13 protein-coding genes are annotated in these 16,353 nt (G+C 66.4%); 2 read left to right on the top strand and 11 right to left on the bottom strand.

The genetic code is table 11. The annotated features are described in order from the left end of the window. The first annotated feature begins 159 nt into the window (after positions 1-159). Positions 160-1,704: a hopanoid C-3 methylase HpnR gene (gene hpnR / locus CFR76_RS01160; RefSeq protein ID WP_110555439.1), complete on the top strand. Its 1,545-nt coding sequence runs from the start codon at positions 160-162 to the stop codon at positions 1,702-1,704. A 494-nt stretch (positions 1,705-2,198) separates the two neighbouring features. After that, entirely contained in the window at positions 2,199-2,408 is a 210-nt protein-coding gene (locus tag CFR76_RS01155; protein WP_110555438.1) for a heavy-metal-associated domain-containing protein, read from the top strand. Positions 2,409-2,513: 105 nt separating this feature from the next. On the opposite strand, the gene CFR76_RS01150 is transcribed toward CFR76_RS01155, so the two are convergent. From CFR76_RS01150 to CFR76_RS01100, 11 genes are all read right to left on the bottom strand, one after another. After that, positions 2,514-2,957: a SufE family protein gene (locus CFR76_RS01150; protein ID WP_208623906.1), complete on the bottom strand. Its 444-nt coding sequence runs from the start codon at positions 2,955-2,957 to the stop codon at positions 2,514-2,516. A gap of 102 nt (positions 2,958-3,059) precedes the next feature. Then, a complete protein-coding gene (gene hslU / locus CFR76_RS01145; RefSeq protein WP_110555436.1) occupies positions 3,060-4,373 on the bottom strand; it encodes an ATP-dependent protease ATPase subunit HslU in 1,314 nt (437 codons plus the stop codon). Further along, a complete protein-coding gene (gene hslV / locus CFR76_RS01140; RefSeq protein WP_110555435.1) occupies positions 4,373-4,966 on the bottom strand; it encodes an ATP-dependent protease subunit HslV in 594 nt (197 codons plus the stop codon). Before hslV ends, hslU begins: the two co-directional genes overlap by 1 nt. Positions 4,967-5,031: 65 nt before the next feature. Beyond that, positions 5,032-6,999: a response regulator gene (locus CFR76_RS01135; protein WP_110555434.1), complete on the bottom strand. Its 1,968-nt coding sequence runs from the start codon at positions 6,997-6,999 to the stop codon at positions 5,032-5,034. Positions 7,000-7,034: 35 nt separating this feature from the next. Next, positions 7,035-8,900 (bottom strand): response regulator, encoded by a 1,866-nt coding sequence (locus CFR76_RS01130; protein WP_110555433.1) that lies wholly within the window; start codon positions 8,898-8,900, stop codon positions 7,035-7,037. 10 nt (positions 8,901-8,910) lie between these two features. Further along, positions 8,911-10,002: a chemotaxis-specific protein-glutamate methyltransferase CheB gene (gene cheB, locus CFR76_RS01125; RefSeq protein WP_110555432.1), complete on the bottom strand. Its 1,092-nt coding sequence runs from the start codon at positions 10,000-10,002 to the stop codon at positions 8,911-8,913. Further along, positions 9,999-12,119 carry an ATP-binding response regulator gene (locus CFR76_RS01120; RefSeq protein WP_110555431.1) on the bottom strand — a complete coding sequence of 707 codons (2,121 nt, stop codon included), beginning with the start codon at positions 12,117-12,119 and terminating at the stop codon, positions 9,999-10,001. The genes cheB and CFR76_RS01120 overlap by 4 nt, the downstream gene beginning before the upstream one ends. 10 nt (positions 12,120-12,129) lie before the next feature. Next, a complete protein-coding gene (locus CFR76_RS01115; protein WP_025438988.1) occupies positions 12,130-13,812 on the bottom strand; it encodes a methyl-accepting chemotaxis protein in 1,683 nt (560 codons plus the stop codon). 6 nt (positions 13,813-13,818) lie between these two features. Beyond that, entirely contained in the window at positions 13,819-14,355 is a 537-nt protein-coding gene (locus tag CFR76_RS01110; protein WP_110555430.1) for a chemotaxis protein CheW, read from the bottom strand. Further along, positions 14,355-15,722: a CheR family methyltransferase gene (locus tag CFR76_RS01105; protein WP_110555429.1), complete on the bottom strand. Its 1,368-nt coding sequence runs from the start codon at positions 15,720-15,722 to the stop codon at positions 14,355-14,357. Before CFR76_RS01105 ends, CFR76_RS01110 begins: the two co-directional genes overlap by 1 nt. Next, positions 15,719-16,315, bottom strand: a complete 597-nt coding sequence (locus CFR76_RS01100) for a chemotaxis protein CheW (RefSeq protein ID WP_244191711.1) — start codon at positions 16,313-16,315, stop codon at positions 15,719-15,721. The genes CFR76_RS01105 and CFR76_RS01100 overlap by 4 nt, the downstream gene beginning before the upstream one ends. Between the last annotated feature and the right edge of the window lie 38 nt (positions 16,316-16,353).

The following is a 16,353-nucleotide window of genomic DNA, read 5'->3' as shown; positions in this document are numbered from 1 at the left end:
TATATTGCCACCCTCTGTCATTATTCTTATTTTTTCTAAATCGTGCCTGATATATAAAAAATACAAATACAGCGTTGGTCCGGCTGTAAATTTGTTACCGGATTGCGTATGGACTGCCGTGCTGTGACACCGTCCCCATCGATGCCCTGAGGTAAAAGAATGAGATTACTGGCCGTTCATCCAAGCTCGCTCATGTACACGAAGGTCTTCCTGCGTCTTGAACCGCTGGGGCTTGAACTGGTTGCCGGTGCCGCGCGCAACAAGGGACATGATGTGGAAATCATCGACCTGCAGGTCGAGAAGCATCCCGATTACTGGGAACGCATCGAGCGATTCCGCCCGCACGCCATCTGTTTTTCCGGCAACTACCTGGCCAATGTCCCCGAGATCATTGACCTGTGCAAGGAAACGCGCCGGCGCCTGCCCAACGTGTTCCTGTTCATTGGCGGGCATTCGATCTCGTTCATCGCGCGTGACGTGCTGGCGCTGTCCGACGGGGCCATCAACTGCGTGCTGAAGGGGGAAGGCGACGCCACCGTCGGCCTGCTGCTAGAAGCATGGGAGCAGGGCAAGGACCTGCTGGGCGTACCCGGCGTCGTCACCATGGAAGGCGACGGGCCGCCGCCGATCTTCATCGAATCCCTTGATGAGGTCCGCCCCGCGCGTGACCTGCTGCGCCACCGCCGCAAATACTTCATCGGCACGCTGGACCCGGCGGCGTCGATCGAATTCGCCCGTGGCTGCCCGTGGGACTGCACGTTCTGCAGCGCATGGACCTTCTACGGCCGGTCCTACCGCACCGCCAGCGCCAAGGTGATTGGCGAGGAACTGCAGGAAATCAAGGAACCCGGCATTTTCATCGTCGATGACGTGGCCTTCGTCCACGCCGAACACGGCCTTGCCATCGCTGATGAAATCAAGCGCCGCAACATCAAGAAGGAATACTACCTCGAGACCCGCGCCGACGTGCTGATGCGCAACAAGGAAGTATTCGCGGTCTGGAAGGAAATCGGCCTGAGCTACATCTTCCTCGGGCTGGAAGCGGTCGATGCGGAGGGGCTGAAGCGGTTCCGCAAGCGCGTATCGATGGACCGCAACTTCGAGGCGCTGGAATATGCCCGCTCGCTCGACCTGATCGTCGCCATCAACCTGATCGCCGACCCGTCATGGGACCGCGAGCGCTTCGAGGTGATCCGCCAGTGGTGCCTGGAAATCCCGGACATCGTGAACATTTCCGTCACCACCCCCTATCCCGGCACGGAAATCTGGGAAAGCGAGTCCCGCAAGCTGACCACACGCGACTACCGCCTGTTTGACATCCAGCACGCGGTCATGCCCACCACGCTGCCGCTGCGTGAGTTCTATGAGGAACTGGTCAAGACCCAGCAGATCCTGAACAACAAGCATCTGGGCTGGAGCGCGATCAAGGATACGCTGGGCATCGCCCTGCGTCTTGCGCTGCGCGGGCAGACCAACTTCCTGACCATGATCTGGAAGTTCAACTCGGTCTTCAATCCCGACCTGCAGATGGCCGACCACGCGCAGAAGCCGGAATATGAAATGCCGCTGAAGCCGGAAGGCACCGACCAGAAGGTCGATCGCAAGACGCTGTATGTCCATGGCCCCGCCGGCCGCAAATCACGCAAGATCGACGATGATACCGAAAAATTCGTCGATGAAACGCGTATGAGCACGGTTGACTGAGCCGCTCGCCACATCCCTTACCTGCGACCCGAAAGGCCGGTTGCGTCATGCACCGGCCTTTTGTGCGTCCTGACGCCACGCGCCCTCCCGCTCTACCGGGCCGCAACGCAGGCGACAGCGGCTCTACGGCAGAGCGGGATGGAAAGACAGGGCGCGGCATGGGCCTTGCCGCTGCCCCTGAACGCCATGGGATGAGCCACTGCGCATTGTTGGTCATGCGCCGCCTGCGCCACAAACCCCCATCCATAATTTTGTTGCGAACGATAATATCGAGCATGTCCGCATGGATACCATGCGGCCCGACCGACGCGGTTGCCGCCCCTGCCCGGCAAGACCGTGCGGCGGCCCCGATCATGCCCGTTACGCGCCTCTGCTTCCGCCTTCAGGGAATAGGGAGATGATGGCGTTAAACGCCCTTATCTGGTGTAATTGCGCCGGTTCTCAACCACAGGCACCCATACCGGCTGCCAGCAGGTGTTAAAGGCGATCAGATCATGGAAACAATAACACTGAACATAAGCGGCATGACCTGTGATGGCTGCGTATCCAAGGTCGTGCAGGCACTGGAAGCCGTGGATGGCGTATCGCTGGTGCAGGTCTCGCTGGAACAGGGCAAGGCCTTCGTCACCTATGACGGACGCACCACCAACCCCGAGGACCTGTTCGCCGCCGTTGACGACGCGGGCTTTGACGCAGGCTACTGACCCGCATGGGCAGGCCTGATCGCCTGCCCCGCCCCTTAAGGGCCTAAGAGGCTGTTTGAAAACAAATCATTGATAAAAAACGTTTATTCTTTCTTACCAACAGGTTCAGGCCGGCATGGCGGCGGCGGCCTTGCGTATGGCCTGCGCCATGGCTTCCACCCCATTGCCCCGGTTGGTGGACAGCGCCTGCACCAGGCCAAGGTCGCGCAGGAACCGGGGGTCCGTATCCAGGATTTCTTCCCGGCTGCGCCCCGAATAAACCCGCAGCAGCAGCGCCACCAGCCCCGACACGATGGCCGCGTCCGACGCGCCAGCCAGGTACAGCAGGCCATCACGCGGCTGCACTTCCATCCAGACCTGGCTCTGGCATCCCGGCACGCGGTGGGCGTCATCGCGCCATTCAGCGGGGAATGGCGGCAGCTTGCGCCCCAGTTCGATGATGTACTGGTAACGCTGCATCCAGTCATCAAACAGGGCCAGTTCCTCGCCAATTTCCGCGATGGCATCGGCGGCGGTATCGTCCTCGGGCTTTACGAAGGGGTCGGTCATCATCTTTCCTGTTACGCGGGGCCTCATGGCAGGCCGGAAAACGGGACGGAACGCAAAGGGCCGCACCCTGTGGCGCGGCCCCGTGCACCGGCGGGTACTGCCCTACAGGATAAAGCGGCTCAGATCACCCTTGCGGGCCAGCGGGGCCACCCGGTTCTGCACATCTTCCGCCGTAATCACCACATCCTCCCCGCTCCGGTCGGCGGCGGTGAAGGACACGTCTTCCAGCAGGCGTTCCAGCACGGTGGCCAGACGCCGCGCGCCGATATTCTCGACCCGTTCATTGATGTCGGCCGCCAGTTCCGCCAGCGCGTCAATCGCCCCGTCGGTAAAGGACAGCGTGACCTTTTCCGTGCCCAGCAGGGCCACATACTGCTGCAGCAGCGAATGTTCCGGCTCGGTCAGGATGCGGCGCAGGTCCTCGCGCGTCAGCGACGCCAGTTCCACGCGGATGGGCAGCCGCCCCTGCAGTTCGGGCAGCAGGTCGGACGGCTTGGCGATATGGAACGCGCCGGATGCGATGAACAGGATATGGTCCGTGCGTACGGGGCCATATTTGGTGGAAACCGTCGTCCCCTCGATCAGGGGCAGCAGGTCGCGCTGCACCCCTTCGCGCGAGACATCGCCGCCGCGCGATCCCCCTTCGGACGAACGGGCGCAGACCTTGTCGATTTCATCAAGGAAGACGATGCCATGGTCCTGCGCATGGGCCACGGCCTCACGCGTCAGGGCTTCGGTATCCAGCATCTTGTCCGCTTCCTGCCGGATCAGGGCGGCGCGCGCGGCGGCCACCGTCATGCGCTTCTGCTGCGGCATGCGGTTCATGAAGCCCTTCATCATGTCGGAGAAGTTGATGACCGCGCCGGGCGTCATGTTCGGCATGTCGGAGGGCTGCGGGCTGCCCCCTTCGGCGATCGAGATCTCGACTTCCTTGTTTTCCAGCTCCCCCGCGCGCAGCATCCGGCGGAACTTGTTGCGCGTCTCGGACGAGGCCCCTTCCCCCACCAGCGCGTCGAGCAGGATGTCCTCGGCCGCCTGTTCGGCGTTCTTTTCCACATCCTTGCGCCGCAGGTCGCGCAGCATGTTGATCGAGGACTCGACCAGGTCGCGCACGATGCTTTCCACATCGCGGCCGACATAGCCGACCTCGGTAAACTTCGTGGCCTCGACCTTCAGGAACGGCGCCTGCGCCAGCCGGGCCAGCCGGCGTGCGATTTCGGTCTTGCCGCACCCCGTCGGCCCGATCATCAGGATGTTCTTGGGTACGACCTCGTCACGCATCGCATCCGTCAACTGCGCGCGCCGCCAGCGGTTGCGCAGTGCTATGGCCACGGCACGCTTCGCATCGGCCTGGCCGATGATGTAGCGATCCAGCTCGGCCACGATTTCACGCGGGGAATGATTCGGGATGTCCATTACGCCGCTCCGTCCTGCGCATCCGCGCCCAGTGTTTCCACAATGACGGAATGATTGGTGTAGACACAGATGTCACCGGCGATCTTCATCGACCGCCGCGCGATGTCGACCGCCGACAGCCCTTCGATCCCCAGCAGCGCGCGCGCGGCCGACAGCGCGTAATTGCCGCCCGAGCCGATGGCGATGATGCCGTCCTCGGGTTCCAGCACGTCGCCATTGCCGGTCAGGGTGAAGGAGCGTTCGGCATCCGCCACCGCCATCATCGCCTCCAGCCGGCGCAGGTAGCGGTCCGTGCGCCAGTCCTTCGCCAGTTCCACGCAGGCGCGCTCAAGCTGGTTGGGATAGCGTTCCAGCTTGTTTTCCAGCCGTTCCAGCAGGGTGAAGGCATCCGCCGTGGCCCCCGCGAACCCGGCAAGTATCTGCCCGGTGGGGCCGATGCGGCGCACCTTGCGGGCATTGCCCTTGATCACGGTGGCGCCCAGCGTCACCTGCCCATCGCCCGCCATGGCAACCTGGCCATCACGCCGGACACATAAGATGGTTGTTCCATGCCACCCGACAGGGTCATGGGGAGATGAATGATATTCTTGCATATCAATAGAAATAAAACGTTCTCACGCCAGCACAAGGGGCAAGGCCGCACACATGATCCGGCCCCCTATGCCTCCTGCGGGGCGCGGTTCATGATCCGGTCGATATGGGCGGCCAGATCGGCGCGAGTAAAGGGCTTGTGCATGACATCGGCGCTGCCCGCGGGCAGCGCGCCGGCATTGGCGTATCCCGTCAGGTACAGCACCCGCAGGCCGGGGCGCAGCGCCTGCAGGTGGTGGGCCGTCTCCAGCCCGCCCATGCCCGGCATCATCACGTCCATGATGACAAGGTCGATCGGTCCCAGCCCCTGTTCCATGGCCTGCACGGCGGCGGTGCCGCTGGCATATTCCAGCACCTCATGCCCGCGTGCGCGCAGGAAGCCCGCCGTCACCGCGCGCACGCCCGGTTCATCATCCACCACCATGACATGCAGCGCGCGCTGGCCCGCGCCCGCCGCCGGGGTGGCGGCCACGGTGGCAGGCACGGCGCCCGTGGCGTTCCCAGCCCCCTGTACCGGCAGGCACAGGTCCACGCGCGTGCCCTCGCCCGGCCTGCTGCGCACCTGTACCTCGCCGCCGACATGGCGGATGAAGCCATAGATCATGGACAGGCCCAGCCCGGTGCCGCGCCCGACATCCTTGGTGGTGAAAAAGGGTTCGAACACGCGGGCCAGCGTATCGGGCGACATGCCGACCCCCTGGTCGGTGACCGAGACCATGACGTATTCACCGGGCACGAGATTCGTGCCCGCCACGATTTCCCTTACCCGTTTCAGCGCCGTGGACACCTTTATCAGGCCGCCTTCGGGCATGGCGTCGACAGCGTTGATGCACAGGTTGAGCACCGCAAGCTCCAGTTGCCCCGCATCGGTGCAGACCGGCGGCAGCATGCCATCCGACGCCGCCGTATCCACCACGATGGCGCACGGCGCGCCACCGCTTTTCCCCTGCCGCGACACCACCGTCTGCGCCAGCAGGTCGTTCATGCCGTGCAAAAGGGCGTTCACGTCCACCGGCTCAAGGCTGAGGTCGCGCGGGCGGCTGAAATTGAGCAGCCTGCGCGTCAGTGACGCGCCCCGCTGCGCGGCGGCGGATGCATTGTCCAGCAGGCGCGCCATCGGCCCCGTTTCCGGCCCCATGTCGCGCACCAGTTCAAGCGAACCGAGGACGGCGGTCAAAAGGTTATTGAAATCATGCGCGATGCCACCGGCCAGCGTGCCCAGCGCCTGCATCTTTTCCGCCTGGCGCAGGCGGGCCGCCATTTCCTGCTGGCGGGTGATGTCACGGTTGATGACGACGGAACATGCCGACCCGTCGCCCAGCGCCCCCAGCACGACGCGCGTGATCTCGCGCCACCGCCCCTGCACGCCGCCACGGATATGGGCGGGCAGTTCGACCACTTCCTCGTCGCGCCCTTCATTATGCAGGCGTTCATGCGCGGCCCGGATCAGGGGCAGCAGGTCCGCATCGCACAGCTCCTCCTCCGTATGGCCTAGGCAGCCTGCAATGTCGCGGCCATAGAAATCGGCGGCCTGCTGGTTGATGCGGATGAAGCGGCCCTGCGCATCCATGAACCCCAGCCCCGAACGCAGGTTGTCCAGCAGACCATGCAGCAGCATGCGCTCGGTGCGCAGTTCGCGTTCCAGACGGTGGTAATCCGCCGCCTGCACGATCATGGCGCGCAGGGCGTCCGGGTCCCATGGCTTGTGCGAATAGAACGAAATCCGCCCCTGGTTCAGCGCCGCCGCCACCGCCCCGATATCGGCGTAGCCCGTCAGCAGGATGGCCTGTGCGTCGCTGTATTCGCGCGCGCGCGCCAGCATCACGTCGCCGCCCATTTCGGGCATGCGCTGGTCGGATACGATCACGTCCACATCGTTGCGGGCGGCAAGGATGTCCAGCGCCTCGGTCGGGGATGTGGTGGACAGGACGGTAAAGGTATCTTCCAGCAGGTCCGTCAGCGCCACAAGGATCTCGGCTTCGTCATCCACCAGCAGGACAACAGGGCGTGGTGGCGTCGCGGGGTCGGTCTTCATTGGTCTGCAACTCCCTGCACGAAGGTCGGGGCACCTCAGCGCGCGTGATCGGATAAGGGCCGGGATGCGGCGGGCGCGTCCCCGGCCACGGGGCCGGGGTTCCATGGCACGGAAATGGTGAAGCGCGCGCCCCCCTGCGGCGCGCTGCCGACCGACAGGCTGCCCTGGTGGGCCTGCACCACGCTGTAGGCGATCGCAAGGCCCAGCCCGGTTCCCGCCCCCACCGGCTTGGTGGTGAAAAACGGCTCGAAAATGCGTTCCTGCACATCGGGCGCGATGCCGGGGCCGCTGTCGGTTATGACAAAGACGTAGCTATCCCGCCCATCCCCGTTATGGGCAAGGAACGTATGGATCTCGATTTCCCCTTCCGCGATCCCGCCACGCACAGACATATCATCAGGCTGGGCGGCCAGAATTGCATCGGCCGCATTGCTGATAATATTCATGATGACCTGATTGAGCAGCGCCGCCTGGCAGTACAGCCGGTCCGGGGCTTCGTACCGGCGCCTGACCACGATGCCGCTGCCCAGCTTCTGCGTCAGCAGCGCCATGACGGTTTCCAGCGCTTCGGGCACGTCGATCAGCTGGAACAGCCCTTCATCCAGTCGTGAGAATTTGCGCAGGTTCAGCACAAGGTTCTGGATGCGCCGCAGCCCCATGTTCATGGACCCCACCCGGTCGCGGCATTTGTTCAGGATCGCGGCCCGCCCGTCATGGTCGGGATCGGCGCAGGCGGCTTCCATGCCGATCACGCGGTCCAGCCCGCGCGCCACGGTATCCTTGTGCGCAAGGATGAAGGCCAGCGGGTTGTTGATTTCATGCGCGATGCCCGCCACAAGTTCGCCCAGCGACGCCATCTTGGCCGTCTGCACCAGCTTGCCCTGTGTCTCGATCAGCTTGCGGTTGGCGTCGGCCAGTTCGCGGTTGGCCTGTTCCAGCGCCTCGGCCAGCGACGCCTTGGATGCGATGGCGGCGGCCTCCGCGCGCGCGCTCTTGACCGCGATCTCACGCGCCTGGCGTTCCACCTCGATCCGGCGCACGTCATCCTGCAACAGCTTGCGCCGCACCAGCACGCGGATGCGCAGCGCCAGCGCCGCAGGCCCCACATCGCGTGAGACAAGGTCGTCCGTCCCCGCCTCGAACACGCGGGCCGAGAACTCCTTCGCATCGGGCCGCGACGCGTCATCCACCCCAAGGATGCGTGGCGGCACGTTGCCCGACAGCAGGTCCTCCTGCCGCCATTCATCAAGTTTGCGGCAGACTTCCAGCCCGTCGAATTCCCGGCACGCAAGATCGATCACCACGCAGTCGGGCACATGGTCGGGATCATGCAGCAGCGATGGCCTGAGCCGGGACGGGTCCGGGCACAGGGTGACGATATGCCCGTCGCGCCGCAACTGGTCGATCAGTTCGGGCACCGCGCGCCGGTGGGCGGGTTCGGGGGCGATGACCATGATGCGCGCGCGACGGAACACGCGCTGCGGCAGCAGGGATGGCGCATGCGCCGCATGTTCGCGCAGCAGCGCGCGGATGCGGAAGACGATCAGCGCGGGATCGGATGATTTGGGGATATAGGCGTCCGCCCCGCTTTCCAGCCCCTCGCGCTCCAGCCCCGGTTCGATCCCCTCCGTCAGGATCAGGACGGGAATGGTGCGCGTGACCGCGTTCATGCGCAACTGGCGGGCAAGCTGGCCACCATTCATGCCCGGCAGGTGGTAATCGGCGATCACCAGCCCCGGCAGGCGTTCATCAAGGGTGTCGAGCGCGTCCTCCCCGCTGGCCACGCGGTGGACGTGAAAGCCATGGCCTTCCAGCATGCGGCGGATACGCAGGGCCTGCGTGTCCGAATCCTCCACCAGCAGCAGGGTATCGGCATGGTCCTGTTGGTCGGTCAGCGGCATCGCGGCGTCATCATCCTGCCAAGGGGTCTTCGGAGGGGATCTGGCCACCAGCCAGTATCCGGAGGATATGCGGGGTGATTTCATGCACCGGCAGGCTTATGCACGCGGCCCCCGCGCGTTCGGCGGCGCCGGGCATGCCGTGGATGACGGCGGTGCTGCGGTCCTCGGCAATGGTGTAGCCACCGGCGTTGCGGATGCGGCCCAGCCCCTCCACGCCGTCCTCGCCCATGCCGGTCAGCAGCACGCCAAGGCTGTCCGCGCCAAACACGCGGGCCACGGACGAAAACAGCACATCGGCCGATGGCCGCTGCCCCTGCACCAGCGCGTCATCATGCAGCAGCACCTCGCCACGCGGGCCAACCGTCATGTGCCGGTTGCCCGGCGCGACCAGCACCCGGCCGCGTTCCAGCAGCATGCCGTGCTGCGCCAGCATGACCGGCAGGGCCACATGCTGGTCCAGCCAGCTTGCAAACCCTTCCATGAAGGACTGGCCCATATGCTGCACCAGCACCACCGGCAGCGCGAAATCGGCCGGCAGGTCGCCCAGCACCCGCGCAAAGGCCGTAGGCCCCCCGGTGGAGGCCGCCAGCGCAAGGATGCGCGGGCGGATATCCAGCGGGCGCGCCCACACCCCCCTGTGCCGGAAGGGTTCGGCCTGTAGCAGGCGGCGGCGGATCACGGGCACCTGGCTCATGATATACAGTTGTGTCGCGATCCCCTGCGCCACGGCGGCGCCGGCCGCACCCGACAAGCCCTGCGGCTTCTCGATCACCGACAGCGCCCCCGACCGCAGCGCGTTCATGGAAACCTGCGTCGCCTGCGCGCCGGCCGTGTCGCTGACGATCACGATGGGGGTGGGGAAATGCGCCATGATCTGCCGGGTGGCTTCCAGCCCGTCCATGCCGGGCAGGCGGATATCCATGGAAATCACATCGGGGCGCAGGCGCGGGACAAGGCGCAGCGCCTCCTCCGCCGTTTCCACCGCTTCCGCCAGTTCCAGGCGCGGGTCCCCCGCCACCACGCGCATGAGCAGGTGCCGCAGCACCGCCGAATCCTCCACGATCAGCACCCGGCGCGGGGCATGAGGCGTCATGTCGCTCACAACAGCCCCCTTATGGTATCAATCAGTTCACCCTGATCGAATTTCTGCTTGGTCAGGTAGGCGCGCGCCCCCCCTTCCATGCCCCGGCGCACGTCGTCCCCCTCGTCACGCGATGTCATCAGGACAACGGGTATGCCCGACAGGTGGGGATCGGCGCGCATGGCCGCCAGCAGGGCGAAGCCGTCCATGCGGGGCATTTCCACATCCGTCACCACCACGTCCACATGCCGCGAGGACTGCTGGAGCATCGCCAGCGCCTCCTCCCCATCCACGGCCAGGCAGACATCGTAACCATGGGACTGCAATATGGTTTTCTGCAGTGTCCGGGTCGTGATCGAATCATCCACCACCATGACCAGCGGCGCATGGCGCACGGGCACCACGGGGGCGGCTTCATCCACGTCGCTGAAGCACACGCCGCCGCCATTGCCCCGCAGCCGCCAGCGCGCGAACAGCCGGTCGGGGCTGAGGATGAAGACCGGCTGGTCCTCGCGCTGCCAGGCGATGCCGGGCACCAGTTCGCTGTCCAGCCCCACGGCGGTCGCATCCGACACCAGCAGCGTGCGCACGTCCACCATGCGTTCCACCGCGAAGCCGCAGCGCACGCCATCCACCTCCATCACCACCACGCTGACCGCGCCATCGCGCACGGGCAGCGGCGCGTCCTCATCCCCCACGAAGGCCCGCAGCGGCACCAGTGGCACCAGGTCCTCGGCCGGTTTGCCGGCCGGGGCGGCAGCGGGCGACGCGCCATCGTTGGGGTGCGGCACCACGGCGAAGGGCGCGCCGTTGAGCAGCCGGATCCCGTCGCGCCGCACCCGCAGCAGGTGGCGGATGACGCGACCGGGCAGGCCGAGCGACTGCCCGGCGTTTTCCACCAGCAGCACGGTGCGCTGGCGCTGCGACACCGGCACGGTCAGGGTAACGGTCGTGCCCGCGGGCTGGCGCTGCTCCATGCGCACGGTGCCGTGCAGGGCGCGCGCGGCCTCGGCCACCACCGACAGGCCAACCCCGCGCCCGGCCAGCGTATCGGCCTGCCCGCGCGTGGAAAAACCCGGCTCGAACACGCGCGCCAGCAACTGCCGCGCATCCAGCGGCGCATCGGCATGCACCAGCCCCTGCCCCGCCGCCCGCGCGGCAATGGCCTGCAGGTCGGGGCCACGCCCGTCATCACTGACCACGACCTGCAGCCGCACGCCGGTCAGGGTGACGGCAATGGTGATGTTCAGGCGTTCGGACTTGCCTTCCTTCAACCGCCGGGCGCGGCTTTCATACCCGTGCACGATGGCGTTGCGCACAAGGTGGACCACCGGGTCGCGCAGGGCCTGCATCACGCGGCGTTCGGTCTGGACCTCCATGCCATGCATGTGCACGTCCACGCCCGCATCCGGCCCGCCATGTTCGCGTGCGATGCGCCGCGCCATGGCGGCGAGGGAACCGAACACGCTTTCGGCGGGCACGAGGGTCACGGCATGGACTTCCTCCCCCAGCCGCAGCAGCGCGCGGTCGATCTGGCCGGACATGAGTTCGCGCTCGCGCCCCACCGTCATGAGCCTGCGCGTCATGCGCGCGAATTCGGCCACGGGGTCGGCGCGCATGCGTTCGGGCGCGTGCATGACCGCGCGCGAGTCATCCAGCAGGTCCATCACCTGCGCCCACAGCCGCTCGTGCCGTTCCGCCACGGACATGAGGTCATGCACCGCCGCGGCCAGCGCATCGAGCCGGGCCACGGGCACCTGCACATAGGCCGGGTTTTCCACAACCGTGGCGGCGGGCGTCCCCTCATCCGGCGCATGGGCCACCGCCCCGGGGGCGGCGGCCATGAGCAGGTCCACCTCATCAAGTGTATCGGTAATCGCCTTCAGGTCGGCTTCATCAGGCAGGGCGCGGGCCGCCAGCAGGGCCGACAGGCGGTTTTCCAGCGCGTGGGCCACCCCTTCGACCACCGGCAGCTCCACCGCGCGCGCTGCCCCCTTGAGCGAGTGGACGCGCCGGAAGATTTCCGCCAGCCCCCGCGCATCCGCGCAGCCCGCGGCCACGATGCCCCGGATCGCACGCAGGTGGTCGCGGTATTCCGCATCGAATACCGCCAGAAGTTCGTCGCGCAGGGTGTCCACGGCCCGGTCGTCAGGTCTGGTAGCGCGCGGAGATGGTCAGCAACTGTTTTGACAGCTTGCCAAGGTTGCTGGCCGAGACCTCCAGGTTGCGGGTGCCCGCCGATGTCTGCTGGCTGGCCTGGCGGATGCTCTGCAGCGCGGTCATGACCTGTTCGATGCCGATCTGCTGCTGGTTAGTCGATGCCACGATCTGCTGGAAGGCGTGCACGCCTTCCTCGATCCCGCCGGTCATGCGTTCGATGGTGCGGTAGGCGATGTCGGTGCGTTCCTTGCCCGCCGAGACACGCTTGACCGCCTCTTCCGTCAGCATGACCGACGTGTTGATGCCGCGCTGGATGTCACCCAGGATGGCGCGCACGTTCTGCGTCGCGTCGCGCGACTGGTCGGCCAGGATCTTCATCTCGGCGGCCACCACGGCGAATGACCGCCCGTGCTCGCCCGCCGCCGCCGCCTCGATCGCGGCGTTCAGCGCCAGCAGGTGGGAGCGTTCGGACAGATCGTTGACCGAGGCGATGATTTCGCTGATCGCCTCGGTCCGTTCGGACAGGGCCACGATGTTCGACGCCACGGCTTCCGCCCCGTCATGGGTGTGGGCCATGGCGCGGGCGGTTTCCTCCACCGCTTCCAGCCCGCTTGCGGAACTGTGGACGATCACCTCGGCGGACGAGATGACCTCACGCGCGCGCTTGCTGATCTGGGCGCCCGAATGGGTGATTTCGTCCACGGTGGCCGCCGTTTCCTGCACGGCGGCAAACTGTTCTTCCACGCTTGCGGCCTGCTGCTGGGTGGAGGCGCGGATCTCGGCCACGGCGGCATCGAGGTTCTGCGTCACCTCCCCGCTCTGGCGCGCGATTTCCCGCAGGCCGTCGATCATGCGGTTCAGCCCCGCGGCCAGGCGGGCGACCTCGTCACGCTCCTCGCCCATGCCGCCCACCTTGGCGCGGGTGGCAAGGTCGCCCTGCCCCACGCGTTCCATCACATGCATGATGGACGAAATCGGTTCCATGATCGACCGCCGCGTCCAGAAGGTCACGATCAGGGCGACGACAACCGCGCCCGCCATACCGATGGCCAGCGAGCGGCGGCTGTAGTCATACGATGCCGCCCCCTGCGTTTCGGCCACCTGCACCCCGTGGTCCAGCAGGGACGCCGCCCGCCCCACCAGCAGGTCGATCGACTGTTCGCGGCTGTCGATACGCGATGCCTGTTCGCGCACGCCCGCGTCATTGCCCGTGCGCATGGCCTGGAACAGCATGGCGGCGCCCCGCGTATCCATCTGGAACTGCGCGGAAATGTCGCGCAACTGGCTGGCGACGGTATTGAACATCTCGCGCTGGTCATCGCTGCGGGCCAGCCTGCCGGCTTCTTCCGCGCGCGACAGCACGCCCGCCAGCAGCCGGTCCGCGTCACGCGCCTTTTCATCCCATCCGGCAATCGCGTCTTCCAGCATGGTGGGGGCCGTTTCAAAATCATGCGCGTAATAATGCGCAAGGATGGCAAGTCTGCGGGCGACCAGGTCGTTTTCATTGGCGCGGATATGCGTCAGTTCACGATAGACCGACAGGTCACGGGTGACGATGATCGTCATCTCGTCCCGTACCTCCCGGATCTGCCCCAGCGCGTAGATACCCAGCGATACCATCAGCAGGACACCGACCATGAAGCCGAACAGCAGGCGATTGGCGATTGTCACGGTACTTCACTCTCCGACATAACGGGAAGAAAACAGGCGGGCGGGATCAATGACGGTCAGGCTGCGCCCGTCGGGCAGGCTGGCCTGCGGAAAACCGGAAGGCGTAAGCGGCGTGGGCGTGCCCGTGATTTCCACGGTGTCCGCGGCCCCGCTGGCCAGCAGGGCGATGCGCCCCAGCGGAATGCTGGAGACCGAACGCAGCAGCAGCATCACGCCGGGCGCCTCCAGCGGTGCGCCGCCCAGCAGCACCGAAAGGTCGAATACGGTGTACAGGTCGGCCTGATAGCCATGCACCCCGCGCACGCCGGGCGGGCAGTCGGGCCTGCGGGGCATGTCACTCCATACCGGGTCGGTCACACGCAGCACGGCATGCAGGTCCACCCCGCAGGCCTGCCCCGCAAGGTCCAGCATGACCAGCAGCCGCCCCGCGCTGCCCGCCATGCGCTCCTGCCCGCGCGTGGCCATGATCCGCGCGCGTTCACGCAGCACCCGCCGGGCGAAGGCGTCGCGGCCCGAAGGCGGCGTGACCGCCCCTTCCACCATCACGGCGTCACCTGCGCATGGCGGGTGGCTGGCGCCTCACTGGCCTGCCGGGCCAGGCGCAGCAGGCCGCCCGCCGTCATGCCATCCCCATCCGGCAGCACGGTATCAGGCGGGCAGCGGCGCACCAGTTCCATCATCTGCTGGCGGATGCGGCCTGCTTCCGCCCACCCGCCCGCGTCTTCCAGCAGGCGCGCAAGGTAGCAGCGCGCCATGACATGGTCGCGGCACAGGTAGATGACCCGGCGGAACGATTCCTCGGCCTGCAGCAGGCTGCCTTCCCCCCATGCCAGCACGGCGAACAGGAAATGGATGCGGGTATCCACGGGGTGGCGCAGCAGGTGGTCGCGGCACATCCGCATGGCCAGCGGGACCTGCCCCGTATCCGCCACCTGCCGGATGCGGGCGGCGACGGGCGCGCTGTCCATCTCGGGCATGGCCACCAGCGCGTGCGCGGGCCTGCGCCGGGGCGCATGGGCCGTGGCGGATACGTCCTGCCCGCCCCGGCCCCGCGATGGCGGGCGAAACGCCAGCGTGCCCGGCAGGCGCACGGTTTCAAGGCAGGGCGCGAAACAGGATACGGGTTCGGAATGCCCCAGCAGGATCCAGCCTTCGGGCACAAGCCGGGCCGCCATGGCGCGGACCAGCGCCAGCGCCTGCGCCTGCGCGAAATAGATCAGCACGTTGCGGCACAGGATCAGGTCGAATGGCCCCGGCGGCCCGCCATCGGGGCGCAGCAGGTCAAGGACATTGCTGTAACGGAACCGGACCATGCGGCGATAGCCTTCATGCAGCCGCCATGTCCGGGGACTGGTGGGCGTAAACCACGCGGCGCATTGCGCGGGGGCTATGTCACGCAGGGTCCATGCGCTGAATTCGGCCTGGCGCGCCTGTTCCAGGGCGCGGGTGCTGATGTCGGTGCCCAGGATTTCGATATGCCAGCCAGCGGGGTCCATCCCCGCCTCATCCAGCAGGCGCGTCAGCAGGATGGCGATGGAATAGGGTTCGGCCCCGTTGGAGCAGCCGACGCTCCATATCCGCAGGTGGCGCGTGGCCTGCGCACGGCGGATCAATTGTGGCAGGATGGTGCGTTCAAGGGCCGCGAACTGTTCGGCGTACCGGAAGAAAAACGTCTCGCCTATGGTAATGGCGGATTCAAGTTCCCGCCATTCCCGGTCGCCCCGCGCCCCGTCATCAAGCAGGGCAAGGTAGTCATGGCAGGTGCGGCAGCCATGCAGCGCCATGCGCGCGCCCACCACCTGTTCCAGCAGGTCGGCCTTGTCCATATAGTAGTGCAGCCCCGTGCGGCGGGTCACCGCATTGAGCAGGCGCCGCAGGCCAGCGGGGGGAAAGGCGGCGGATGCCGTCATGAATGGCCGCCCCCCTGCCCGTCGGCGGGCAGGTCGGGTTGCGGGGCATCGATCGCGGCCCACAGGGTGGCGCGCGCACGGGTACGTTCCATCAGGGTATCCAGCCGCATGCGTTCATCATCATTGATGATGTCGGTCATGCGCAGCATGAATGCAATCCCGCCATCCCCAAGTTCCAGTTCCCGGCCCACGTCCCCCGCCATGTCGCCGTCGCCCGTGTCGGGCGCAACGGGCGCGGGCTGCCCGCGCGTGACCTCGCACACCGCATCCACCAGCAGGGCCACGCTGCCGCCGCCAGGCAGGTTGCACAGCAGCAGCGGGCAGTACAGCAGGTCCACCGGCCGGCGCACCGCCTGCGTGCGTACACCCAGCAGCACGCCAAGGTCGATCACCACCACCATGGCCGCCCCCAGCCGGAACCAGCCCGATACGTGCGGCAGCGCCACCGCCACCGGCATGAGTTCGGGCACGGGCATGCATTCCCTGACCACAAGCCCCGCGGGCAGGCCATACCGCCGCGACCCCACGCGAAAGATCATGACCGGCGACAATGGCAGCCATCCCGATCCGTATCCGTTATCCTGCTGAGGCATGGCGTGATCCATTGGCAACGGCGCAACCTGCTGTTTCC

The sequence above is a fragment of the Komagataeibacter swingsii genome (genome assembly GCF_003207895.1).
Taxonomy (GTDB): Bacteria; Pseudomonadota; Alphaproteobacteria; order Acetobacterales; family Acetobacteraceae; genus Komagataeibacter; species Komagataeibacter swingsii.
The sequence above is the reverse complement of the archived record's forward strand: the minus strand, read 5'-3'. Positions and strand labels throughout refer to the sequence as shown.